The sequence below is a fragment of the Streptomyces sp. SD31 genome, assembly GCF_052068475.1.
Classification (GTDB): domain Bacteria; phylum Actinomycetota; class Actinomycetes; order Streptomycetales; family Streptomycetaceae; genus Streptomyces.
Genome location: NZ_JBQHCX010000027.1, coordinates 54,458 through 76,330 on the forward strand (window position 1 = coordinate 54,458; position 21,873 = coordinate 76,330).

Here is a 21,873-nt window from a genome sequence, read left to right on the forward strand (position 1 = left end):
GCGGGCTCGAACGCCCTCAGCCTCGCACGTTCTCAGCCGCGTACGGTACGGCGGCGGCTGCGGGCCGCGGCGGCCCCGCGGCCCGCGCTCCGGCGGGCGGTCGCCACCTCGGGCGCCCGGGACGGGGCCGTCGGGTCGTGCAGGGCGCCGGCGATCGCGAGGGCCAGGGCGAGATCGGCCGGACCGAAGCCGGTCGTCGTGTGCGCCACCTGCTCGACCTTCTCAACCTGATTGATCATGACGTTCTCCTTCAGCTCTGCGAGTCAGTTCTGGGCGCCCGACCGCAGCTTCGCCAGGTCGGACTTGACGGTGTTGATCGGTATGGCGAAGCCGAGGCCCACGCTGCCCGCGTCGGACGAACCCGAGCCGGACGCCGAGTACATCGCGGAGTTGATGCCGATGATGTTGCCGTTCATGTCGATCAGCGCGCCGCCGGAGTTGCCCGGGTTCAGGGACGCGTCGGTCTGGATCGCCTTGTACGTCGTCGTCGACGACCCCGTGTCGCCGTTGAACTGCTGACCGCCGAACTCGAACGGCCATCCACCGCCGCCCTGCTGCTGTTGCTGGCCCTGGCTCTCGTCCGTCGAGACGGTCACGTCACGGTTGAGCGCGGACACGATGCCGCTGGTGACGGTGCCGGTCAGCCCCTCGGGGGAGCCGATCGCCACGACCTGGTCGCCGACCTGGACGCCGGAGGAGTCGCCGAGGGTGGCCACGGTCAGCCCGGAGGCGTTCTGCAGCTTGATCAGCGCGAGGTCCTTGCTGCTGTCGGTGCCGACGACCTCGGCGGTGTACGTCTTGCCGTCGCTGGTGGTCACCTTGACCGAGGAGGCACCGGAGACGACGTGGTTGTTGGTGATGATCTCGCCGTCACTGGTGATGATCACGCCAGAGCCGGTGGAGGACCCGGCGTTCGAGGTCGCGTTGATCTCGACGATGCTCGGGCTGACCGCCTTGGCGACCCCGGCGACCGTGCCCTTCTGGCTGGAGGGGACGACGTTGGTGCTGGTGGAGCTGCTGGCGGCGACGGTGTCGTTGCCGGTCAACTCCTGGATGCCGTACGCCGTGCCCCCGCCGATCGCCGCGGCGACGATCGCCACGGCGGCGAGGAGGGCGACCGGGCCGCGGCGCCGTGCCTTCGGCGGCTGGGCGACGGGCTCGGTGAGGAGAGTGGTGGGGGCTCCGCCGGCCGCCTCACCCGTCGGCTCATGTGCCGCCGGCTGGTACGCCGGCGGGGGCGGCCACTCCGGGTTCACGGGGGAAGAGGCGTGCTGCTGGGCGCCCTGGTGGGGGTTCGTGTACTGCTCGTACTCGCCGTCGCGGCGGAAGCTCTCGGTCATGACAATGAGCCTGTCGCCCGACCATGAGAGCTTCCTGAGTGCTCCCTGAGAAGCCCGGCAGAAGCTCGTATGCCCGATATAAAGCGTCCCCTGGCCGCAGCCGGAGCCCTCTCAGAAGCCTCTCAGGAAAGCCAAAGCCTCTCAGGAAAGCCAACGGGACTGCGACGCCCTCAGGGGCGCGGGGCTGTATCAATATGCGGCTCCGCCGCGTGGGCGCGACCAGCCACACACGACGGAAAGCCGCACGACCCCAGAACCCCCCGAGCTCTCAGGCGCACCCACACGACTTCCGTGTGACCAGCCGCGACGGGAACACCTTCAGCCGCTCACGTCGCGACCCCGCCACCCGCAACCCGTCATCGAGGACGAGATCCACGGCGGCCCGCGCCATAGCCGACCGGTCCGAAGCGACCGTCGTCAGCGGCGGATCCGCCAGCGCCGCTTCCTTGATGTCGTCGAACCCGGCGACCGCCAGCTGCCCCGGCACATCCAAGCGGAGCTCCCGCGCCGCCCGCAGCACACCGATGGCCTGGTCATCGGTGGAACAGAAGATCGCCGGCGGCCGGTTCGGGCCGGAGAGAATGTCCAGCGCTATGCGATACGCGTCGTAGCGGTTGTACGGCGCCTCGAAGAGTCGCCCCTCGGTGGCCACCCCGGCCTCGGCCATCGCGCGCCGCCAGCCCTCGACGTGGTCGGAGACCGGGTCGCCGACCGCCGGGGTCTCGGCGGTGCCACCCATACAGGCCACGTACTCGTAGCCGTGCTCCAGCAGGTGGCGTACGGCGAGCTGGGCGCCGCCCAGGTCGTCGGTGACGACGGCGACGTCGTCTATGGCCTCGGGCCGCTCGTGGAGGAGGACGACCCGGGCGTCCCAGGCCTCGATCTCGGCGGCCGCCAGGTCGTTCAGGGCGTGGGAGACGAGGATCAGCCCCGAGACGCGCATTCCGAGGAACGCCCGCAGATAGTGGACCTCGCGCTCGCCGACGTAGTCGGAGTTGCCGACGAGGACCATCTTTCCGCGCTCGGCGGCGGCCCACTCGACCGCGTGGGCCATCTCCCCGAAGAAGGGCTGGCGCGCGTCCGGCACGATCAGGCCTATGAGATCGGTGCGCCGCGAGGCCATGGCCTGGGCGACCCGGTCGGGCCGGTACCCCAGTTCCTTGATCGCGGCGAGTACACGCTCGCGCGTGGCCGGGGCGACCGGCCGGGGTCCGTTGTTGATGACATAGCTGACGACGGCAGTGGACGTCCCTGCCAGCCGAGCCACATCATCGCGAGTCACCTTGGCCACGCGCGGAGTCTACGCGGATGGACCCGCTCTGGGCAGGGCGTGAAGGCGCTTGCCTGGCGCCCCGCTGTCACCCGGCTGTGCGAAAGCAACGCCGGTGGCGCCCCGCTCGAGCGTCCGCTGTGCGTTTCTATGCCTCGGCCCGGAGTTCGGCGTCGTCCAGGACGGTCGTCTCGTCCGCATCCTCCGATTTTGCCCGGTCGGCCTTGGCCTTGGCTTCCTCGGCGGCGCGGTCGATCTTCTCGGGAGTAACGAATCGATAACCGACGTTGCGGACGGTCCCGATCAGTGACTCGTGCTCGGGTCCGAGCTTGGCGCGCAGGCGTCGTACGTGGACGTCGACGGTCCGGGTGCCGCCGAAGTAGTCGTAGCCCCAGACCTCCTGGAGCAGCTGCGCGCGCGTGAAGACGCGGCCCGGGTGCTGGGCGAGGTACTTCAGGAGCTCGAACTCCTTGAAGGTGAGGTCGAGGACCCGCCCCTTGAGCTTGGCGCTGTACGTCGCCTCGTCGACCGACAGGTCGCCGTTGCGGATCTCCATGGGGGAGTCGTCGTTGACGATCTGCTGGCGGCCCATGGCGAGCCGCAGCCGCGCCTCGACCTCGGCGGGGCCGGCGGTGTCCAGCAGGACGTCGTCGATCCCCCAGTCGGCGGTGACGGCGGCGAGGCCGCCCTCGGTGACGACGAGGATGAGCGGACAGCCGGGGCCGGTCGAGCGCAGCAGCTGGCAGAGGCTGCGGACCTGGGGCAGGTCACGTCGGCCGTCGATGAGGATGGCGTCGGCACCCGGGGTGTCGACGAGGGCGGGGCCTTCCGCCGGAGCCACGCGCACGTTGTGCAGCAGCAGGCCGAGGGCGGGGAGCACCTCCGTCGACGGCTGGAGGGCATTGGTCAGGAGCAGCAGAGAACTCATACGTCTGGTTCCTCCTCGGTCCCTGCGAGGACGTGTGCGGTACGGAACTGCTCTGCGATCCCGAAGGCCCCGTACACCTGCGGTCACCTGAGGTTTCCCGCGTCGTATACAACGCTTCCGAAAGCACAAAAGGACCCGGGGGCTACGCTGCCCGAGTCCTCTGCCCAGCAGAATAGCCCACATGAGCACTGGTCCGGCAGGTCATGTGGCACGATCGACGGTTCGTCCGAACTCTGAGACAACCAGACGTACACCTTTGCGGACGTTTCTGCACACTGACGACGGCGTGACGATCGATTCCGTATACGACCCGGGTGCGGTCGTATACGACGCCTCCCGTCCAACTGCCGGTGACCTGGCGTTCGTCGTGGCCCACGGCTTCACCGGCGACGTGGACAAGCCGCATGTGCGACGGGTGGCGCAGGCCTTCGCCCGGCACGGGGCCGTCGTCACCTTCTCCTTCCGGGGCCATGGCGCGTCGGGCGGCCGTTCGACCGTCGGCGACCGCGAGGTGCTCGACCTGGCGGCCGCGGTGCGGTGGGCCCGCGAACTCGGCCACGCGCGCGTGGCGACCGTGGGCTTCTCCATGGGCGGCTCGGTGGTGCTGCGGCATGCGGCGCTGTACGGCGAGCGGGAGGAAAGGGGGGAGCGTACGGGGGTGGACGCGGTCGTGTCGGTGAGCGCGCCCGCGCGCTGGTACTACCGGGGTACGGCTCCCATGCGGAAGCTCCACTGGCTGGTGACGCGGCCCGAGGGGCGCCTGGTGGGCCGCTACGGATTCCGTACGCGCATCCACCACCGGGAGTGGCATCCGGTGCCGATGCCACCGGTCGAGGCCGCGGCGCTCATCGCGCCCACGCCGCTGCTGATCGTGCACGGCGACCGGGACGGCTACTTCCCCCTCGACCACCCCCGCATGCTGGCCGCGGCAGCCGGTGACCACGGCGAACTCTGGCTGGAGCCGGGGATGGGGCATGCCGAGCACGCGGCCGCCGACGAACTGCTGGACCGGATCGGGGACTGGGCTGTCGGTCGGGCGGGCTAGCCTGACGGGGTACACAGCCGATTGATTGAGGAACCGGATGCCAAAGGTCACGGTGCGCTACTGGGCCGCCGCGAAGGCCGCGGCCGGGATCGCCGAGGAGCCGTTCGACGCGGCCACGCTCGCTGAGGCGCTCGACGCCGCCCGCGAGCGACACCCCGGTGAACTGGTGCGCGTCCTGCAGCGATGCTCGTTCCTCGTCGACGGTGACCCCGTGGGCACCCGCGAACATGAGACGGTACGGCTGGCCGACGGCGGCACGGTCGAGGTGCTCCCGCCGTTCGCAGGAGGGTGACGATGACCGACCAGCCGTATCAGGGGTACGACGGGCACGACCCGTATCAGCAGCAGCCCGCTCAGCAGCCCGCGCCGCAGGGATGGCCCGGGCAGCAGGCATACGACGATCCGCAGGCGGCCCAGCAGTACACGCAGCAGTGGCAGGGGCAGACCTGGGAGACGCAGGTGCAGCCGCCGGTCGCACCGGCCCCGCCGACTTCGGAGTACCGGGGCGGGGAGCCGTCCGGGTATCAGGCCGGGGGCGTCGGGGGCTGGGAGGGCGCGCCGCAGGGTCAGGGGCAGCAGCAGCCTCATGGTCAGGGGCAGCAGACCCACACCCAGGGGCAGCCTCACACTCAGGGGCAGATGCGGCCGCAGTCGCAGGGCCGGGCGCACGGCCATCCCCAGGCGCAGGCCTACGGCCAGGCCCAGGCTTACGGCCAGGCCCAGGCTTACGGCCAGGCCCAGGCTTACGGCCAGGCCCAGTTCCAGCCCTCCGCGCAGGCGCAGAACCAGGCGCGGGCCCACGCTCCCGGGACCGGCACGGATGCGACGGACGCCCAGGCGGGCGACGGCGACGACCCCGGCTACGGCCCCGCGACCCTCTCCGGCGACGACCGGCTGACCGACGCCCAGCGGGCCCGGCTGGAGGGACGTTCTCCGATCATCGAGCCCGGGATCCAGCCGGCCGCGCTCACAGCGCTGCTGGGGCTGCTGCTCTCGGGGGCGGCGGCGATCGGGTCGTACGCCCTGCTCGTGCCCCTCGTCGCCCTTCAGGCGGTGACGGCGGCGGGCTGGTTCCGGCTGAACGGCATGTGGCCGGCCCGGCAGGGCATCGCGCTGGCCTTCGCGGGCGCGGTGACGGCGGATGTGGCGCTGCTGACGGCCGACCGGGCGCCGGCGGCGATCCTCGGCACGCTGGGGGTCTGGGTGCTGCTGACGCTGGTGCTGCAGCTTCGCTCGCACGCTGATCCGGACGAGCGGATGTACGGGCTGATGGCGACGGTCGCCTCGGCGGCGCTGTCGATCGTCGCGGCGGGGTACCTCGCGGCGGAGGGGGACGCGGTGACGGTGGGCGCGTTGGCGGTCGCCGTCGCGGTGCTGGTGCGGGCGCTGCCGTTGCCGACGCCGGTCTCCGTGGTCGTCTCGTTGCTCGCGGCGGCGGGGGCCGGGGCTGTGGTCGGTGCGATGGCCGGGGTGGGCGCGGACGGGGCTCTGCTCGGTGTCGGTGCGGCGGTCTGTGCGCTGATCGGGCACCGGGTGGCCAGCTACGACTATCCGTCCAGGTTCGTGCACTTCACGGCGGGCGTCGCGCTGCCGTTGGCGGTTGCGGCACCGGCGGTGTACCTGCTGGGGCGGGCCCTGGTCTGAGCCGGGCTCTTCATACGGGCGCCGACGGGGGCGCCGCCCGACGAACGGGCGGCGCCCCCGCGCTGCTGCCTGACCGGTGACGCCGGAATCAGGTCGGGTCTGTCTCCAGGTCGATGCGCGTGGCCAGCTCGCCCGCTGCCCACATCTCGCGGGCGCGCGTCAGGCAGTCCTCCTCGGACTCCACGTCGTCCGCCAGCCGGAGACCAATCCTGTTGTTGATCTCGTCCGCCATGTTGTCCGCTTCGGACCCCGGGCGGCCCAGCTCGTGTGCCTCACCCATCGCGACGGCGAACTCTTCGCCCAGCCTCTTCTTGAGCAGACACTGCCAGTACACATGGCGCACGGCGTTCTGCTCCTCGGCGTCCGTCATGTGTTCGACGACCTGGAACACCCTGCGGTGGATCCCAAGCCAGTGGAACAGATTGGCGGGGTACTTGAGAATGACCTGGTACTCCTCGTAGGAAATGTTCTTCCCGACCAGGTAGCGGTACTTTTCGAGGGCGGAGAACCCTTCTTCCCTCAGGTCCTTCATCACCTTCGCCAGGATTCCCGAGACTTCCGCCATGTTTCGTGAGACGGAATCCATGGTGCCTGAATTTGAGAATCCGAGCCAGCCGACCCCGGTGACGGCCAATATCAGGGCCCGGGTGGCGATGCCCAGCGGGAAGGGGACCAGGAGCGTGATCGCCGCCACGCCCAGGAACGCAGCGACCTGGCCCACGCTGACGTCCCGGGGCTCGATGTCGCTCCATTTGCTGAGCTTCCGCCAGGTTTCCACCATGGAGTCGAAGACATCCGCATTCGGAACGGTGTCGCATTCGCAGCGGAAATCGACGCCGCTCGGCACGTTCATGTGCATGGTCCAGTCGCCCGGCTTCGGGTCCTTGACGATCAGGCACCGCACCGATGAACCGGACATCAGGACGAACTGGTTGGCGTCCTCGACGGCGCGGTCGTAGGTGTTCCCGTCAGGGTCCTGGAGGGTCATGACGACGCCCTCGGGGAACTCGGTCGATTCGCCGTTCCGAGTGATCACCGAGTAGAGGTAGGGCGTTCCCTCCCCGACGGTCATCGTGGTCGTCAGGTTCACCTGTGCCACGTTGGGCTGGGTGGGGAAGTCGTCGATCAGGCAGTAGGAGCAGTCGTTGGGCCCGGCGGCCTGCGTCACGAGCGAGGGCATGGTGGCCGGCTCGTCGCTGACGTCGAAAAGGCCCCAGAGGCCGCCGACTCCCTGGTCGTCGATTTCCGTCGGCTGGTCGAAGTACTGACCTGCGACGAGTGCCGGGGTCTGCCGCGCGGCGGCCTTCCAGTCATCACTGAGCGAGAGGCCCATAAGGCGCGAGCTGTACCGCGTGAACCCGGACGGCGCCCCGTCCTCCGCTTGCATGTGACCCCAGTCCCAGGCCGGAACATCGTCCGATTCGACGACGTCGAACTCGCCCCAGAGCCCCAGCGCCCCCTTGTCCACGATGCGGGTCGGCCGGTTGAAGTACTGCCTCCTGATCACCGCCGGAGAGCGTTTGGCGACGGATACCCAGTCCTCGCCGTCGGGGATGTTCCACAGTCGGGCCGAGAACTGCCGCACACCGGGCCGGGTGACTCCGTCGTCCTGGAACTGGAGGAAGTCGGTCGCGTGGCCGAGGAACCCGACGGAGTCCCACAGGCAGTGGCTGGCCACCGGGACCGGCGGGTTCGTGACGGGCTCGGGCTCGGGGTTGCCGGAGGCGCGGTAGAGGGCCTTGATGATGCTCTTGCCGTCTTCCCAGACGTCATTGGAGAGTTCCCAGATGATGACGCCCTGGGCTCCCACGTCCTTGAGGAAGTTCAGTTTGGTGACGGCGGTGTCCGGGGTCTCGAAATAGATGTTGTGGGCGTACGGGTAGTCGCCCGGAGGCAGGGGCTCGCCGAGAACGGGCCGGGGTGTGGTTCCGGGAGTCTTGATATTCGCGTTCGCGGCTTTGTGCGCGTCGGGGAACGCGTCCAGGATTTCCTTGTACCGCAGCACCTTGTATCCCGGGGGCACCTGACCGGTCAGGTCGTCCGGCTCCTTGGCGGCGGTGAAGTCATAGCCGTAGATCGGCACCCCGGCCGCGATCTTGTCGCGGGCCACACCGTGCCCTGTCCCCTGCCAGTTCACGAACAGCGGGTTCGTCCAGTACCAGAGAGAGTCCTCCACCGACCCGATCGGGTTGTTCTCGATGTTGTCCGCGCCCGAGGGCCCCGAACCGCCCGTCCGGGGCCCTGGCCAGGCGCCTTGCTGTTCGGGAAGGTATGACTCCTGGTAGACGTCCGCCTCGCGTATGTCCGCGGTGTCCTTGCCGCGGATCTTGAGCAGGGCGGTGTGCGGGCCCACCGGAGACCGGTCCCAGGACCCGGTGAGGTCATAGGTCATGATCCCGAGCCAGTCGACGTGGTCCGCGACAGCCGGGTCGTAGTTGTTGCCGTACCACGAGGTGCCGAAAATGGCCGCCGAGACGATTTTGCCGGGCATGGCCTGCTTCAGTTTCTGAGCGAACAGCGTCAGACCCCGCCCTGCGGGATGCGGCCCGTCACTCTTCAGCCGGCCGCCCTGGTCCGGCTCACCGGGTTTGCCCCACCAGCACTCCAGATCGAGGTCGACACCGTCCAGGCCGTTGGCGGTGACGAAGTCGACCACATTGCGCACGGCCTGGTCGAGCTGCGGGGCGGCCGGATTGTTTCCCACCGTCGTCATCAGGTCCAGGAAGGCGTAGTCGTTCGCGCCGCCCAGCGCGACCATGATCTTGGTGTTGGACAGATTCCCGGCGATGACGACATCCGGGAGAATCGTCTTGATCTCCGCCAGCGACGCGGAGTCGAACTCGCCGAGGCTGCTCTGGCTGAACGTTAAGAATGCGATGATCCCATGCGTGATGTACTGATACATCTCGCCATTGCCGTAGTCGAATCCCTCCGCTTTTCGCCAGGTAGGTATGTAGGCGATGATTTTCGACTGCTGGACCGGCGTATGGGCGCTCTCGTCGTACAACTCGTCGAAGAACCGCCAACCATTCGTGTTGGCGTCACCCACGCCCGGCTCCGAAGCCCAGAATGCGGCACGGAAGATGTTGCCCTTGTACTTGGTGACGGCTCCTGCCTGATATCCCTCGGGTTTCGAAACCCATTCGGGGACATCGGGGTAATCCGACGAAACGCCCATGGGAAACTCATTCCTACTCGACGGCGGGACACTTGGAGAGTACGGATCAAGAGGGACCCCGGTCATGGCGTTGGTGGTCGGTGTTGCGCCAACCGCGAGGTCGCTCTTGCGCCAACTCGGTCCGTCGCCCCTGTCACAGGTGATCGACAATTCGCCGGGTCAGGCCTTCCGCGGAGTTACGCTCGCGCTGACGGCCGCCCGGCCGTCAGTGACCGTGGTCGTTGACGACCGCCGAGTTGGGGGAAGACCACAACATGCGCGCCCTTCGGATACTGCTGATCGTCGTCGTGATACTCGGCGGCCTCTTCGTGCTGGCCGACCGGCTCGCCGTCGGTTTCGCCGAGGACGAGGCCGCAGGCAAGCTCCAGACCACCGAGAACCTCGACGCGGCCCCTGACGTGTCCATCAAGGGCTTTCCCTTCCTGACCCAGGTCGCGAGCGGCACGCTGGACGACGTCGAGGTCGGCATCAAGGACTACGAGGCCGGCACCGGCACCGACGGCAAGACCATCCGCATCGACGACCTCACGGCGAACATGCAGGGCGTCGAGTTCTCCGGCGACTACAGCTCCGCCACCGCGGCCACCGCCACCGGCACCGCGTCCATCACCTACGCCGAGCTGCTGAAGACCGCCAAGTCCGAGCCCACCCAGGTCGCCCCCGGCGTCACCGCCAGCGTCGTCGGCCTCTCCGACGGCGGCAACGGCAAGATCAAGGTCGCCGTAGAGGCCACCGTCCTCGGCAACAAGCTGCCGAACCCGGTCTACGTCCTGAGCTCGGTCACCACCGAGGGCGACTCCGTGAAGGTGCACGCCGACACCCTGCCCAGCTTCGCCGGCGCCGACGTCGCCGAGGACCGGGCCCGCGCGATCACCGACTTCGAGCAGAAGATCGACGGCCTCCCCGGCGGTATCCAGCTCGACAAGGTCCAGGCGGCGAAGAACGGCGTCGAGATCACGGTGAAGGGTTCGAACGTCCGCCTCGCCGGGTAGGACGGCCACCGAAACCCGATCCCACCTCCGGGTGTCCGACTGGCGAGACGGCGTCGTCCGTAGCGTAGATGTGACCGCCGATACATCGGCCCGCAGGCCGTGCGATGACGCCCTCGGCGGCGGGTCGATCCCGTGTGATTCCACATCCCGGACGATCCTGTCTCAGCATGCGACACACCGGTGACACGCCCGCCTGTCCGTCCCTACGATCGAGGCCATGAAGCGACAGGCGGATCTCACGAAGCGGCGGGCAGTAGACCTGTGCCGCGTTGCCGCCATGCTCTGTCGCACCTTCTGAGCGGAAGCTCCGACTTCTGCGTTTCCCCGCGCCCTGACCAGGGCACAGGTGCGCCGTCTCGGCCCGAGCGCGCGCACCCCTCGCACTCGCACGCCCCGCCGCAACTGCCCCGGAGGAGAAACAGCATGAGCCGCAGCGACGTCCTCGTCGACGCCGACTGGGTCCAGGAGAACCTGGACGACCCCAACATCGCGATCGTGGAGGTGGACGAAGACACGTCCGCCTACGAGAAGAACCACATCAAGAACGCGATCCGCATCGACTGGACCAAGGACCTGCAGGACCCGGTCCGCCGCGACTTCATCGACCAGGAGGGCTTCGAGAAGCTCCTGTCGGCGAAGGGCATCGCCAACGACACCCTGGTGATCCTCTACGGCGGCAACAACAACTGGTTCGCGTCCTACGCCTACTGGTACTTCAAGCTCTACGGCCACGAGAACGTCAAGCTCCTCGACGGCGGCCGCAAGAAGTGGGAGCTGGACGCCCGCGAGCTGGTCGAGGAGGTCCCGGAGCGCCCGGCGACCGACTACAAGGCCAAGCCGCAGGACAAGTCCATCCGCGCCTTCCGTGACGACGTCGTCGCCGCTATCGGCTCGCAGAACCTGGTCGACGTCCGGTCGCCCGACGAGTTCTCCGGCAAGCTGCTCGCCCCCGCGCACCTGCCGCAGGAGCAGTCGCAGCGTCCGGGCCACGTCCCGTCCGCGCGCAACATCCCGTGGTCCAAGAACGCCAACGACGACGGCACCTTCAAGTCGGACGAGGAGCTCAAGGAGCTCTACGCCGAGGAGCAGGTCGACCTGGCGAAGGACACCATCGCCTACTGCCGTATCGGTGAGCGCTCCGCGCTGACCTGGTTCGTCCTGCACGAGCTGCTCGGCGTGGAGAACGTCAAGAACTACGACGGCTCCTGGACCGAGTACGGCTCCCTCGTCGGCGTGCCGATCGAGCTCGGCGCCAACAAGTAAGCCCCGTAGTAAGCGAACAGACCCGCAAATCCCGACCGGCCTTCCTCCGGTCAGACCCCTCTTGGAGAAAGACATGTGTGGAGCGAAGGCCGGCGGCCCCGACGCCTCGACGATCAAGCCCGGTGAGACCACGATCCAGGGTCAGGTGACCCGCGACGGCGAGCCGGTGACGGGCTACGTCCGTCTGCTGGACTCGACCGGCGAGTTCACCGCGGAGGTCCCCACCTCCGCCACGGGCCAGTTCCGCTTCTACGCGGCCGAGGGCACCTGGACCGTGCGTGCACTCGTCCCCGGCGGCACCGCCGACCGCACGGTCGTCGTCGCCGAGAAGGGCGCGCTCGCCGAGGTCGCGATCGCGGTCTGAGCGAACCGAGCAGCCCACCGGCTGCCGAAGAGGGCCGCACCCCGCGGGTTGGACACCTGGGGTGCGGCCCTTCGGCATGGCGGGGGGAACGGGGTTGCCCCGGCCGGTACAGGCCTACCCTGGAACCATGTACGCACGGCGACGGCATCTGTACTTCGCCATGATGGGGACGTGCATCACGCTCTTCGTCCTGGCCTGGGGTGTCGTACGCCTCTGGTCGACGCCGGTGGCCGTGGGCATGTGCGTGGTCGCCATGGTCATCCCGCCGCTCGCCGCGATGGTCGCCAACCGGCGAGGGCCGGAGGACCGCTGGTGGGACGATCCGTCCGGTGACCCTCAGTCCGACGAGTGGTGGGACGAACTGGACGGCAAGAAGCGACCGCGGTCTCAGTAGACGAGTGCCTGCGTCTCGTCCCCCAGTGCCTCCTGCACGAACACCTGCGCGCCCGCGATGCGGACACCCTCGATGACGTCCTTCTCCGTGATGTCCCTGCGGGCCGCGCACTGGGTGCACAGGGTGAGGCGGCCGGTCGCCAGGATCGAGTCGATCAGGTCGGGGAGCGGGGCCGCGTGCGGGAGTTCGAACTCGGCGGCACGGCCCGGCAGGGCGAACCACGCGGACTCGCCGGTCAGCCATACGGAGACGTCGACGCCGCTGGCCACGGCCACCGCCGCCACCGTGAACGCCTGCGAGCAGCGTTCGGGGGCATCGGCCCCCGCTGTCACCTTGATCACGAGCTTCTTCGCCATGGCCGAATCGTAATCAACGGGCCTACAACCCGGGGTGTCGACCATGAGTCTCCTGTGCGCGCGCATACGGAATGCGCGCTTCACGTTCCGTGGGGGGACGTCTTGGATGTACCTGAAGAAGTAGCAGACGCGGCTTACGCGCCGGTCATACCGGTTTCCTCGGCCGCGCCCGGGCATACGGAGGTGCCCGGATCGGCCGAGCCGGCCGCCCTGCCCCGGCCCCGTCGCCGTGGGCGTACGGCCCTCCTGATCGCCGGAGCCGTCGTGCTCGGGCTCGTCGCCGGGACCTGTGCCGGGTATCTCGTGCAGGCCGACCGCGAGCCCACGAAGCTGCCGCCCCTCTCCCAGCCCGTCGTCAAGCAGGCCAAGGGTGAGGCCGAGCCGCTGTCCGCCGCCGAGGACCGCCGGGTGAAGACCGACGGCGATCTGCGCAAGCTGCTGCTCCAGCGGCCCAAGGGTGCGCGGGACACCGTGATCACGGCGGGCAACGACGGCTGGCTGGACCTCGCCGACTACGCGGACGGCTACGAGGAGCCGGACGAGATGTTCGGCGACCTCATCACCGACGAGTTCCGCCGCGCCGCCGTCGCGAGCTGGCGGGTGGGCAGCACCTACAACGTCGAGATCCAGCTGGCGCAGTTCCGCCAGGAGCAGGCCATGGCGGCCGCCGACCACGCCGACAGCGCGCACTACTGGGCCGAGGAGGAGTCCGACACCCGCAGCTGGTCGATCCCCGGTACGGGCGACGGCATGGCGTACGTGCACGACACCCCGGAGCGGGAGGCCGGCTACCTCCCGCTGTACTCGGCCGAGGCACACGCCTGGCGCGGTGACATCGCGATGGACATCTGGGTCTACGACACCAAGCCGATCTCCAAGGAGAAGATCATGGATCTCGCCAAGCGGCAGATGGGGCGGCTGTGACCGAGACACCTGAGAGCCCCCAGAGCGCCGAGGGCCCCGAGAACCTCCAGAGCCCCGAGAGCGCCGAGATTCCCCCGAGCCCCGAGCAGAAGCGGAAGCGGCCGCGTCCCGCGCGCCTCGCCGCCGTCGCCGGGACCGTCCTGCTGCTCGGTGCCGTCGTCGCCGGTGCCGGCTACACCGTCGTGACCGTCCAGAACGCCGACCGCGATCCGGGTCGGCCGACCTGGAAGTTCCCCGAGCCGTCCGCCGCCGGCGACAAAGCGCCCCAGACGGAGCAAGGGTTGCGCGGGCTGCTGCTGCCGTACGACGAGAAGGGCTACAGCCGCGGCCCCGACCTCGCTGAGTTCGGCTCCGACGCCGAGCTCAGCGGCCGTCAGGCCACCGCCCTGCGCGAGGAGTCGCTCAAGGACCTGCCCCGCACCCAGCGGCGGCAGCTGGAGAAGGAGATGGACAAGAGGGGCGTCAAGGGGATGGTGATGCGCAGCTACTACAACGCGGACAGCTACGCGATCAACCACAAGACGGCCTTCTCCATCAGCGTCCAACTGGTGCGGATGGAGAGCCGCGACGACGCCCGGGACATCGCGACGGCCCAGAACGCGTTCCTCTCCGACCTGGGCCTCTTCCGCAAGGGTCCGAAGATCGAGGGCCACAAGAACGCCAAGTGCTTCCTGACGCCCAAAATCGCCGACGAGAAGCTCGACCGCGTGTACTGCGCGGCCTACTCGGGCGACGTGCTGATCAGCGCCACCGCGTCCGGCGTGCGGCCGGTCGACCTGCACGGCATCGGGATGTTCGTCACGCGACAGCTCGACCGCATCGACGAGCCGGGGAAGGCGATATGAGCGAGCAGCAGCCCATCACGACGGCGCCCGTGGCCGACGTACCGCCGGACGCCACGGCGGTGCCGGAGACGCCGGAGGCGGTTCCCGTCGTCCCGCCGGTGCGGAAGGACCGCCGTGTCCTGCGCGCCGTCCTGCGCTGGACCGCGACTGTCGTGGTCTTCGCGGCCGTCGGCGCCTCGACGGCATACGGCATCACGCGGATGGAGCGTACGGACGTACCCGGTCTCGCGACCGAGACGGACGGGCGCTGGACGTATCCGGAGATCACCAAGCCGCCGCTGCCCTCCGGCAGCCCGGAGCCGTTCGCCGAGGAGAACGTGGCCTCCCTGCACTACGCGGACCTGCGTGCGCTGCTGCTGCCGGCGCCCAAGGGGGCCACGGCCGACAAGGCGCTGAGCGGGCGCAACGGCTGGCTGGCGACGAAGGACTTCCTGTCGGCGTACGAGTCCGAGGACGACCGCGACACCCTCGGCCGGCTGCTGACCGACCACGCCCTGCGGCACATCGCCGCCCGCGGCTGGACCACCCCGGACGGCACGCGCACCCGGATCTACCTGCTGCAGTTCGAGACCGGCCAGGTGGCCGACGTGCTCCAGCAGGACCACTTCACCAGCTACGACTCGCCCAACCACGCCCTGAGCGGCGCCGCCGAGGTGCACATGGACGAGGGCTTCCCCACCGCCGCCGAGGTCGTCAACGTACGGCGCTACGCCTACACCGAGGCCAAGCCGTACGGCGCCGAGCAGGTTCGGCAGGCGTACCTGGTGTCGGGGGACGTCGTGGGGCTCGTGGTGCAGTCCCGCAAGGGCACTGCCGCGGCCGTCCCCTTCCAGCAGACGGTGATGCTCCAGAGCCAGCTGCTCGGCTGAGCCCGCGAGGGCGTACCTCACACAGAGGGCCGGGCCCCGGCCGCGTAAGCTGGGGCCCGGCCCTGTGTACGCAAAGCATTCCCCGCGCTCAATCGAGGAGCACCCCGTGGAGATCTTCTTCGAAGCCCTGCTGGTCCTGGTCTGCGTCGGCGTTCTCGCCTTCGCCGGGCTGACCGTGAAGAAGCTGTACCAGGGCCAGCGCTGACCGCCATCACCGACGTACGAGGCTTCTGAGCTGCTCATGATCGAGATCCCGTCCGACCTCCACAAGGACCTCGTCCCCCTCGCCTTCCTGCTCGGCAACTGGGCGGGCGCGGGTGTGCACGACTTCCCCGGCTCCGAGAAGTGCAACTTCGGGCAGGAGGTCACCTTCACGCACGACGGCCGGGACTTCCTGGAGTACCGGTCCCACACCTGGGTGCTCGACAACGACGGCAACAAGGTCAGGCCGCTGGAGTCCGAGCACGGCTTCTGGCGGATCGACACCGACCGCAAGGTCGAGGTGACGATGGTCCGCCACGACGGCGTCGTCGAGGTCTGGTACGGCGAGCTGGCCGACAAGAAGCCGCAGATCGACCTGGTGACGGACGCCGTGGCGCGGACCGCCGCCTCCGGCCCCTACACCGGGGGCAAGCGGCTGTACGGCTACGTCAAGAGCGACCTGATGTGGGTCGGCGAGAAGCAGACCCCCGAGGTCGAGCTGCGCCCCTACATGTCGGCGCACCTGAAGAAGGTCGTCACCCCGGAGGAGGTCGAGCGCTGGGCCAAGGCCCTGCCGGACGACCTGCCGGACGACGGCATCGCCTTCTTCAAGTAGGCAGCCGTTCGAGTGGCTCTAGACTTCTGGTGTGGTGAGCACCGATTGGAAGAGCGACCTCAGGCAGCGCGGCTATCGGCTGACGCCGCAGCGGCAACTCGTGCTCGAAGCCGTGGACACACTTGAGCACGCGACCCCCGACGACATCCTCGTGGAAGTGAGGAAGACGGCGTCGGGGGTCAACATTTCCACCGTCTACCGGACCCTGGAGCTGCTGGAGGAGCTCGGGCTGGTCAGCCACGCCCACCTCGGGCACGGTGCGCCGACGTACCATCTCGCCGACCGCCACCATCACATCCACCTGGTCTGCCGGGACTGCGAGAACGTCATCGAGGCGGACGTCCAGGTGGCCGCCGAGTTCACGGCCAAGCTGAGCCGGACCTTCGGGTTCGAGACCGACATGAAGCACTTCGCGATCTTCGGCTGCTGCAAGGACTGCTCGCTGAAGAGTTCAACTACCGAGTCGTAGGCTTAGGCATATGAAGAGCCCCCTGCTGACCCTGCCCGGCGCCGTGCCCGCCGAGGGCGTGGACGAAGGCGTCGCCGCCCACTACGGCGACCTCTTTCGCGAGCAGCGCGCCCTCGCCGACGGCACCGGTTTCGTCGACCTCTCGCACCGCGGAGTCCTCACCGTCACCGGCGCGGACCGGCTGAGCTGGCTGCACCTGCTGCTCACCCAGCACGTCAGCGATCTCCCGGCCGGTGAGGCCACCGAGGCGCTGATCCTCTCCGCGCACGGCCACATCGAGCACGCGCTGTACCTGGTGGACGACGGGACGACCGTCTGGGCGCATGTCGAACCCGGCACCCAGGAGGCGCTGATCGCGTACCTGGAGTCGATGAAGTTCTTCTACCAGGTCGAAGTCGCCGACCGGACCGCCGAGTTCGCGCTCGTGCACCTGCCCGCCGGGTCCATCGCCGAGGTGCCGGACGGCGTCGCCGTACGCGAGACGGCGTACGGCCGTGATCTCTTCCTGCCCCGCGCCGACCTGGAGTCGTACGCCGCGAAGGCGGGTCCGGCGGCCGGGCTGCTCGCGCACGAGGCGCTGCGGGTGGAGCACCACCGCCCCCGCCTCGGCTTCGAGACCGACCACCGCACCATCCCGCACGAGCTGGGCTGGATCGGCACCGCGGTGCATCTGCAGAAGGGCTGCTACCGGGGCCAGGAGACGGTGGCGCGGGTGCAGAACCTCGGCAAGCCGCCGCGCCGGCTGGTCTTCCTGCACCTCGACGGCAGCGAGGTGCATCTGCCGACCCACGGCACCGAGCTCCGCCTCGCGGACGAGGGCCCCGACGGCCGCAAGATCGGCTTCATCACGACGTCCGTACGGCACCACGAGCTGGGCCCGGTCGCGCTCGCGCTGGTCAAGCGGAACGTGCCGGTGGACGCACCGCTGGTGGCGGGGGACACGGCCGCGGCGCAGGAGGTCGTCGTAGAGCCCTGAGGTCCTGGGCCTCAGATCTCCAGCAGCACCGTGAACGGGCCGTCGTTCGTCAGGGACACCCGCATCTGCGCGCCGAAGCGGCCCGTCGCCACTGTGGCGCCGAGGGCGCGGAGCTGGGCGACCACCTCGTCCACGAGGGGCTCGGCCACGTCGCCGGGGGCGGCGGCGTTCCAGGTGGGGCGGCGGCCCTTGCGGGCGTCGCCGTAGAGAGTGAACTGGCTGATGACGAGGAGCGGGGCGTCGATGTCGCTGCAGGACTTCTCGTCGTGCAGCATGCGGATCGACCAGAGTTTGCGGGCGAGTTGGGCCGCCTTCTCCTTGGTGTCCTCGTGCGTGACGCCGACGAGGACGCACAGCCCCTCGCCCACGATCTCCCCGACCGTCGCACCGTCCACGACGACGCTCGCGCCGTCCACCCTCTGCACCACAGCTCGCATGCCGCCATCATGCCGTGAACGCGAAAGTGCCACGTAAGGGGCTACTTTTTTGATCCTTAAGCCCCCATCTGGGGCTGTTCATGGGCACTCGGTCACATAGCTGCCAGTTGGGATGGCACGATGCTTCCCACACGCCGGTCGAGGGGACGGTAGAGGCACATGAGCACACCGAGTACCGGGCAGCCTCCTGGGGCTGTCGTGTTGACCCACGCGGGCCAGCTGGACGGCATCCGGCCGCCCACGCAGCGCACCGCCGACGATCCGGGCCCGGGCCCGGGCCCGGGTCCGCGGCTGCCCGTGGAACCGCCCGAGCACGAGCTGACCGTGCTCAGCCTGCCAGAGCTGCGCACCCTGCGCCGGGACGCGCAGCGCGACGAGGCGGACCTGAGTTATGTACGACGACTGCTGCAGGGGCGTATCGACATCCTGCGGGCGGAGCTGGCCCGGCGCTCCCCGGCGGGGGCGGCCTCCGTCGTGGAGCGTCTCTCGGAGATCCTGACCGACGCTCCGGCCCGCCACCGTTCCTCGGCCCGCCATGTCACGCTCGGCACTCCGCAGAGCGAGGAGTACCGGCGGCTGGCGGCGGAGATGCTGGCCGAGGTGGAGCTGTCGGATCTGCAGGCGCGGACGGACGTCGAACTGGACACCGCGATGGGGCGGCTCGTGCGGTACGAGCAGCAGGTGTCGGGGCGCCGGCAGCGGTTGCAGCGGACGGCCGACGACTGCAGCGCGGAGATCACGCGCCGCTACCGGGAGGGGGAGGCGCAGGTGGACGACCTGCTCACGTAATCAGCCCGTCTGGGGGTGCCCCCTCTGGGGGAGTTCGAGGACGAGGCCCGTTCAGGGCCGAAGCGGGGGCCTGGGGGCCGCAGGCCCTCAGGGAGGCGGGGCCGAAGGGGCGGCGGCCCCTGGGGATGGGACGGGCAGGGGTGGCGGGGGCGAGGAAAACCCGGCGACACCCCCGCGCTCGCCCGCCTACCGTGGCCCCATGAGCCGTCCCGACCCCCACATCGACGTCCGCCCGATCGCCGCGGCCGACATCCCCGACTGGATCAGGGCCCTGAACACCGGCTTCCTGCGCACCCCCGACGTCGCCGAGACGGAAATCGCGGACCGCAGCTCGTACATCGACCCCGCCCGCACCCTCGGTGCTTTCGACGCCGGGCGCTGTGTCGCCACCTTCCGGTCGTTCGCGCAGGAGATCACCGCCGTCGGCGGCGCCCCGGTCCCCGCCGACGCCATCTCCAACGTCACCGTCACCCCCACCCACCGCCGCCGCGGCCTGCTCACGCGCATGATGGCCCAGGACCTCGCCGCCGCGAAGGAGCGCGGGGACGTGGTCGCGACCTTGATCTCCGCCGAGTACCCGATCTACGGCCGCTACGGTTTCGGCCCCGCCACCTGGACGACCGAGTGGACGATCGACGTCCCCCGCACCGGCCTCGACCCGAGGTGGGCCGGCCCCGAGGACGGTGGTCGTATCGACATCGTGGACGGGGCGGACGTCCGCAAGATCGGCCCGGAGCTGTTCGAGCGGGTGCGCCGCGCGCAGCCGGGGGCCGTGAACCGGGACGAGCGGTGGTGGCTGGTCAGCACGGGCGTGCTGCGGCTGGACAGGTCTCCGTGGACCGAGCCCTTCTTCGCGGTGTACCGGGCGGCGGGCGGCGAGGTCCAGGGGCTGGTGTCGTACACGGTGGACGACCACTGGAGCGAGGGCAAGAAGCAGCCGTTGAACACGGCGAGCGTCAAGTGGCTGATCGCGGCGACCCCGGACGCCGAGCGCGCCCTGTGGCGCTATCTGTGCTCGATCGACTGGGTCATGAAGGTGAAGAGCGGCTGGCGGGCCCCCGACGACCTGCTGCCCTTCTTCCTGCCCGATCCGCGGGCCGCCGGGGTCACGTCGCAGGCGGACTGGCTGTGGGTGCGGATCCTGGATGTCGTACGGGCGTTGGAGGCGCGGACGTACGAGGGGCAGGGAGCGCTGGTGCTGGAGATCGTGGACGCGGCTGGGCTGACCGGTGGGCGGTACCGGCTGGAGGCGTCGGCGGAGGGCTCCTCGTGCACGCCGACCAAGGCTGCCGCCGAACTCACCCTCGACGTAGCCGACTTGGGACGGCTCTGGCTCGGCGACGAGTCCGTGGTGCGGCTCGTCGCGCTGGGGCGGGTGCGGGAAGAACGAGCGGGCGCCGCCCGAGAGGCCGACGCCCTGCTGCGTACGTCCAGGCGGCCTTGGTGCCCGGACATCTTCTGATCCTCCTCTCTGCCGACGACAGGTCTGCTCATCCGTAGCGAGCTGTTCAGTTGTGGTTGTGGGCTGTGCGCCTGTATGAGGTTGTGGCTGTGCGTTCGCTGTTCGGTTGTGACTGTGCGGTGCGGCTGTTCCACGGCCGCTGTTCAGTTGTGGCTGTGCCTTTGGTGCAGACCGTCCGGGCTCCCGGCTCCCCTCCGGAAGGGAGTCCCGACGGCCGAACCTGGTCGCCAGGCCCTAGTGGGCGAGCAGCATGACGAGGATCACCGCGCCGATGCCGCCGATCAGGGTGTTCTTGGCCTTGATGCCGATGGACAGCGCGAGGAAGGCGATGATCCCCATCGGCCCGTACTTCCACTGGACGAGCTGTTCGAATCCGATGACGAGTGCGGCGACGGCGAGGTAGACGAGCGGCATGTGGCCAACCTCCTTGAAGTTTGACCATGTTGCTTAAGTTGGCGACCAACTTCACTGTACTTATGACCGCTTGGAAGCGTCCTATAACCACCTTCCCTGGAACTGCCCAAAGATGGCGGGAAGTTGTAGTGTTTTGTCGTGGAGCCGAAACCCGTCTCCGTCAATGGGCGGAAGAGTTCACAGCGGCCACAGAAGTCACACCGGGAGGTGGCCGACGAGCTGCGCGCCCGGATCACCTCGGGGCGGTTGCAGCCCGGCCAGCGCATGCCCACCCAGGCCAAGCTGGCCGACGAGTTCGGTGTCGAGCGCGGAGCGGTACGACAGGCCCTGCGCATCCTGCAGTCGGAGCACCTGCTCACCAACGTGTCCAAAGGGGCCCCGGCGACCGTCGCCCCCGACCTGGGCAGGGCGCTGACCGGCCCGGGAGCCCCGCCGCAGCCCACCATGGTGGCCCTCGCCCCGCGCGTCGCCGCCGCCTTCGCGGCCCCGCATGTCGAGATCGACGCCCTCTGCCTGACGTCGGTCTCCCTCACGCTCGCCATCGGCGAACCACTCCGCCAGATCCACGCCGGACAGCTGAAACCGGCCAAGGTCGACGTCCGTATCCTGCTGCCCAGCCGTGACATCGCGCTCGCCTTCCCGACCTCGGTGGACGCCTCGGCCGATGACGCCGACGAACAGCTGCGCCGGCGCTGGCTCACCCAGCGCAACGCCCAGGGCCAGGTGCTCCAGCACAATCTGCTGGCGCTGCGCGCCACGCACGGCATCGATGTGCGGGTCAGCTTCCGTGCGCTGCCGTTCACTCCGCCGGTGAAGCTGTACCTGCTCAACAGCACGGAGGCGCTCTTCGCGTACTACACGCTGGCGCGCCGCGAGGTGGAGATCGACCACCAGCACCTGGAGATGTACGACGCCCCGGGCATCCAGTCGATGCTGTTCGCCTTCGAACAGGGGGCCGGTCTGCGGGACATGACGTTCGTGGAGCAGTCGCATGTGTGGTTCAACGCACTGTGGGAGACGATCAGTTCGGAGCTGGTGCTCACGAGCTGATCGTCTCCCACAGCGTTTGACCTGGTTGTTCGTTGCCTGCGTGGAGC

Annotated in this window: 25 protein-coding genes; 17 read left to right on the top strand and 8 right to left on the bottom strand. The window is 69.2% G+C overall.

All coding sequences use genetic code 11. The features are described 5' to 3' along the window. Window positions 1–32 precede the first annotated feature (32 nt). From ACTMVF_RS40340 to ACTMVF_RS40355, 4 genes are all read right to left on the bottom strand, one after another. Window positions 33–239 carry a hypothetical protein gene (locus ACTMVF_RS40340; protein WP_441276074.1) on the bottom strand — a complete coding sequence of 69 codons (207 nt, stop codon included), beginning with the start codon at window positions 237–239 and terminating at the stop codon, window positions 33–35. 24 nt (window positions 240–263) lie between these two features. Then, window positions 264–1,340 carry a S1C family serine protease gene (locus ACTMVF_RS40345; protein WP_441276075.1) on the bottom strand — a complete coding sequence of 359 codons (1,077 nt, stop codon included), beginning with the start codon at window positions 1,338–1,340 and terminating at the stop codon, window positions 264–266. 268 nt (window positions 1,341–1,608) lie between these two features. Further along, window positions 1,609–2,631: a LacI family DNA-binding transcriptional regulator gene (locus ACTMVF_RS40350; RefSeq protein WP_441276076.1), complete on the bottom strand. Its 1,023-nt coding sequence runs from the start codon at window positions 2,629–2,631 to the stop codon at window positions 1,609–1,611. A 127-nt stretch (window positions 2,632–2,758) separates the two neighbouring features. Continuing rightward, entirely contained in the window at window positions 2,759–3,538 is a 780-nt protein-coding gene (locus ACTMVF_RS40355; RefSeq protein WP_441276077.1) for a winged helix-turn-helix transcriptional regulator, read from the bottom strand. A gap of 181 nt (window positions 3,539–3,719) precedes the next feature. On the opposite strand from ACTMVF_RS40355, the gene ACTMVF_RS40360 reads away from it, so the two are divergent. From ACTMVF_RS40360 to ACTMVF_RS40370, 3 genes are read left to right on the top strand one after another with little or no spacing between them, the layout of a single operon-like run. Next, entirely contained in the window at window positions 3,720–4,583 is an 864-nt protein-coding gene (locus ACTMVF_RS40360) for an alpha/beta hydrolase (protein ID WP_441276078.1), read from the top strand. 37 nt (window positions 4,584–4,620) lie between these two features. Then, entirely contained in the window at window positions 4,621–4,875 is a 255-nt protein-coding gene (locus tag ACTMVF_RS40365; RefSeq protein ID WP_030052141.1) for a MoaD/ThiS family protein, read from the top strand. A gap of 2 nt (window positions 4,876–4,877) precedes the next feature. Further along, a complete protein-coding gene (locus ACTMVF_RS40370; RefSeq protein ID WP_441276079.1) occupies window positions 4,878–6,227 on the top strand; it encodes a hypothetical protein in 1,350 nt (449 codons plus the stop codon). 88 nt (window positions 6,228–6,315) lie between these two features. Here ACTMVF_RS40370 and ACTMVF_RS40375 read toward each other — a convergent pair whose 3' ends face one another. Beyond that, window positions 6,316–9,405 carry a glycoside hydrolase family 18 protein gene (locus tag ACTMVF_RS40375; protein ID WP_441276080.1) on the bottom strand — a complete coding sequence of 1,030 codons (3,090 nt, stop codon included), beginning with the start codon at window positions 9,403–9,405 and terminating at the stop codon, window positions 6,316–6,318. 254 nt (window positions 9,406–9,659) lie between these two features. Between ACTMVF_RS40375 and ACTMVF_RS40380 the strand changes: the two genes are divergently transcribed. From ACTMVF_RS40380 to ACTMVF_RS40400, 5 genes are all read left to right on the top strand, one after another. Then, a complete protein-coding gene (locus tag ACTMVF_RS40380) occupies window positions 9,660–10,397 on the top strand; it encodes an LmeA family phospholipid-binding protein (protein WP_441276081.1) in 738 nt (245 codons plus the stop codon). A gap of 217 nt (window positions 10,398–10,614) precedes the next feature. Continuing rightward, window positions 10,615–10,695 (top strand): putative leader peptide, encoded by an 81-nt coding sequence (locus tag ACTMVF_RS40385; RefSeq protein WP_350310325.1) that lies wholly within the window; start codon window positions 10,615–10,617, stop codon window positions 10,693–10,695. Window positions 10,696–10,820: 125 nt separating this feature from the next. Next, window positions 10,821–11,660 (top strand): sulfurtransferase, encoded by an 840-nt coding sequence (locus ACTMVF_RS40390; protein ID WP_441276082.1) that lies wholly within the window; start codon window positions 10,821–10,823, stop codon window positions 11,658–11,660. A 73-nt stretch (window positions 11,661–11,733) separates the two neighbouring features. Continuing rightward, on the top strand, window positions 11,734–12,024 hold the full coding sequence (locus tag ACTMVF_RS40395; RefSeq protein WP_043502058.1) for a DUF1416 domain-containing protein: 291 nt from the start codon (window positions 11,734–11,736) through the stop codon (window positions 12,022–12,024). A gap of 127 nt (window positions 12,025–12,151) precedes the next feature. Continuing rightward, complete coding sequence (locus ACTMVF_RS40400) at window positions 12,152–12,418, top strand: DUF3099 domain-containing protein (protein ID WP_441276083.1); 267 nt, start codon at window positions 12,152–12,154, stop codon at window positions 12,416–12,418. On the opposite strand, the gene ACTMVF_RS40405 is transcribed toward ACTMVF_RS40400, so the two are convergent. Continuing rightward, a complete protein-coding gene (locus ACTMVF_RS40405) occupies window positions 12,412–12,774 on the bottom strand; it encodes a DsrE family protein (RefSeq protein WP_053197877.1) in 363 nt (120 codons plus the stop codon). The two genes, ACTMVF_RS40400 and ACTMVF_RS40405, sit on opposite strands and share 7 nt — an antisense overlap. A 183-nt stretch (window positions 12,775–12,957) precedes the next feature. Between ACTMVF_RS40405 and ACTMVF_RS40410 the strand changes: the two genes are divergently transcribed. From ACTMVF_RS40410 to ygfZ, 6 genes are all read left to right on the top strand, one after another. Further along, the gene (locus tag ACTMVF_RS40410; RefSeq protein ID WP_441276084.1) at window positions 12,958–13,698 is read left to right on the top strand and encodes a hypothetical protein; all 741 of its coding nucleotides are present in this window, start codon (window positions 12,958–12,960) and stop codon (window positions 13,696–13,698) included. Continuing rightward, complete coding sequence (locus tag ACTMVF_RS40415; RefSeq protein ID WP_441276085.1) at window positions 13,695–14,543, top strand: hypothetical protein; 849 nt, start codon at window positions 13,695–13,697, stop codon at window positions 14,541–14,543. The genes ACTMVF_RS40410 and ACTMVF_RS40415 overlap by 4 nt, the downstream gene beginning before the upstream one ends. Continuing rightward, on the top strand, window positions 14,540–15,412 hold the full coding sequence (locus tag ACTMVF_RS40420; protein WP_441276086.1) for a hypothetical protein: 873 nt from the start codon (window positions 14,540–14,542) through the stop codon (window positions 15,410–15,412). The genes ACTMVF_RS40415 and ACTMVF_RS40420 overlap by 4 nt, the downstream gene beginning before the upstream one ends. Window positions 15,413–15,653: 241 nt before the next feature. After that, on the top strand, window positions 15,654–16,229 hold the full coding sequence (locus ACTMVF_RS40425; RefSeq protein WP_441276087.1) for an FABP family protein: 576 nt from the start codon (window positions 15,654–15,656) through the stop codon (window positions 16,227–16,229). A gap of 31 nt (window positions 16,230–16,260) precedes the next feature. Continuing rightward, on the top strand, window positions 16,261–16,698 hold the full coding sequence (locus ACTMVF_RS40430) for a Fur family transcriptional regulator (protein WP_441276088.1): 438 nt from the start codon (window positions 16,261–16,263) through the stop codon (window positions 16,696–16,698). Between the two features lie 10 nt (window positions 16,699–16,708). Further along, window positions 16,709–17,674, top strand: a complete 966-nt coding sequence (gene ygfZ, locus ACTMVF_RS40435; protein WP_441276089.1) for a CAF17-like 4Fe-4S cluster assembly/insertion protein YgfZ — start codon at window positions 16,709–16,711, stop codon at window positions 17,672–17,674. An 11-nt stretch (window positions 17,675–17,685) separates the two neighbouring features. On the opposite strand, the gene dtd is transcribed toward ygfZ, so the two are convergent. Further along, window positions 17,686–18,111 (bottom strand): D-aminoacyl-tRNA deacylase, encoded by a 426-nt coding sequence (dtd, locus tag ACTMVF_RS40440; RefSeq protein ID WP_301999596.1) that lies wholly within the window; start codon window positions 18,109–18,111, stop codon window positions 17,686–17,688. Between the two features lie 159 nt (window positions 18,112–18,270). On the opposite strand from dtd, the gene ACTMVF_RS40445 reads away from it, so the two are divergent. Together ACTMVF_RS40445 and ACTMVF_RS40450 are read left to right on the top strand one after the other, a co-directional pair. Next, window positions 18,271–18,900: an RsiG family protein gene (locus ACTMVF_RS40445; RefSeq protein WP_441276090.1), complete on the top strand. Its 630-nt coding sequence runs from the start codon at window positions 18,271–18,273 to the stop codon at window positions 18,898–18,900. 199 nt (window positions 18,901–19,099) lie between these two features. Next, window positions 19,100–20,362, top strand: coding sequence for a GNAT family N-acetyltransferase (locus ACTMVF_RS40450; protein ID WP_441276091.1), 1,263 nt, complete (start codon window positions 19,100–19,102; stop codon window positions 20,360–20,362). Between the two features lie 234 nt (window positions 20,363–20,596). Here ACTMVF_RS40450 and ACTMVF_RS40455 read toward each other — a convergent pair whose 3' ends face one another. After that, window positions 20,597–20,776: a hypothetical protein gene (locus tag ACTMVF_RS40455; protein ID WP_441276092.1), complete on the bottom strand. Its 180-nt coding sequence runs from the start codon at window positions 20,774–20,776 to the stop codon at window positions 20,597–20,599. A gap of 138 nt (window positions 20,777–20,914) precedes the next feature. On the opposite strand from ACTMVF_RS40455, the gene ACTMVF_RS40460 reads away from it, so the two are divergent. Next, complete coding sequence (locus tag ACTMVF_RS40460) at window positions 20,915–21,826, top strand: winged helix-turn-helix domain-containing protein (protein WP_441276093.1); 912 nt, start codon at window positions 20,915–20,917, stop codon at window positions 21,824–21,826. Window positions 21,827–21,873: the final 47 nt, after the last annotated feature.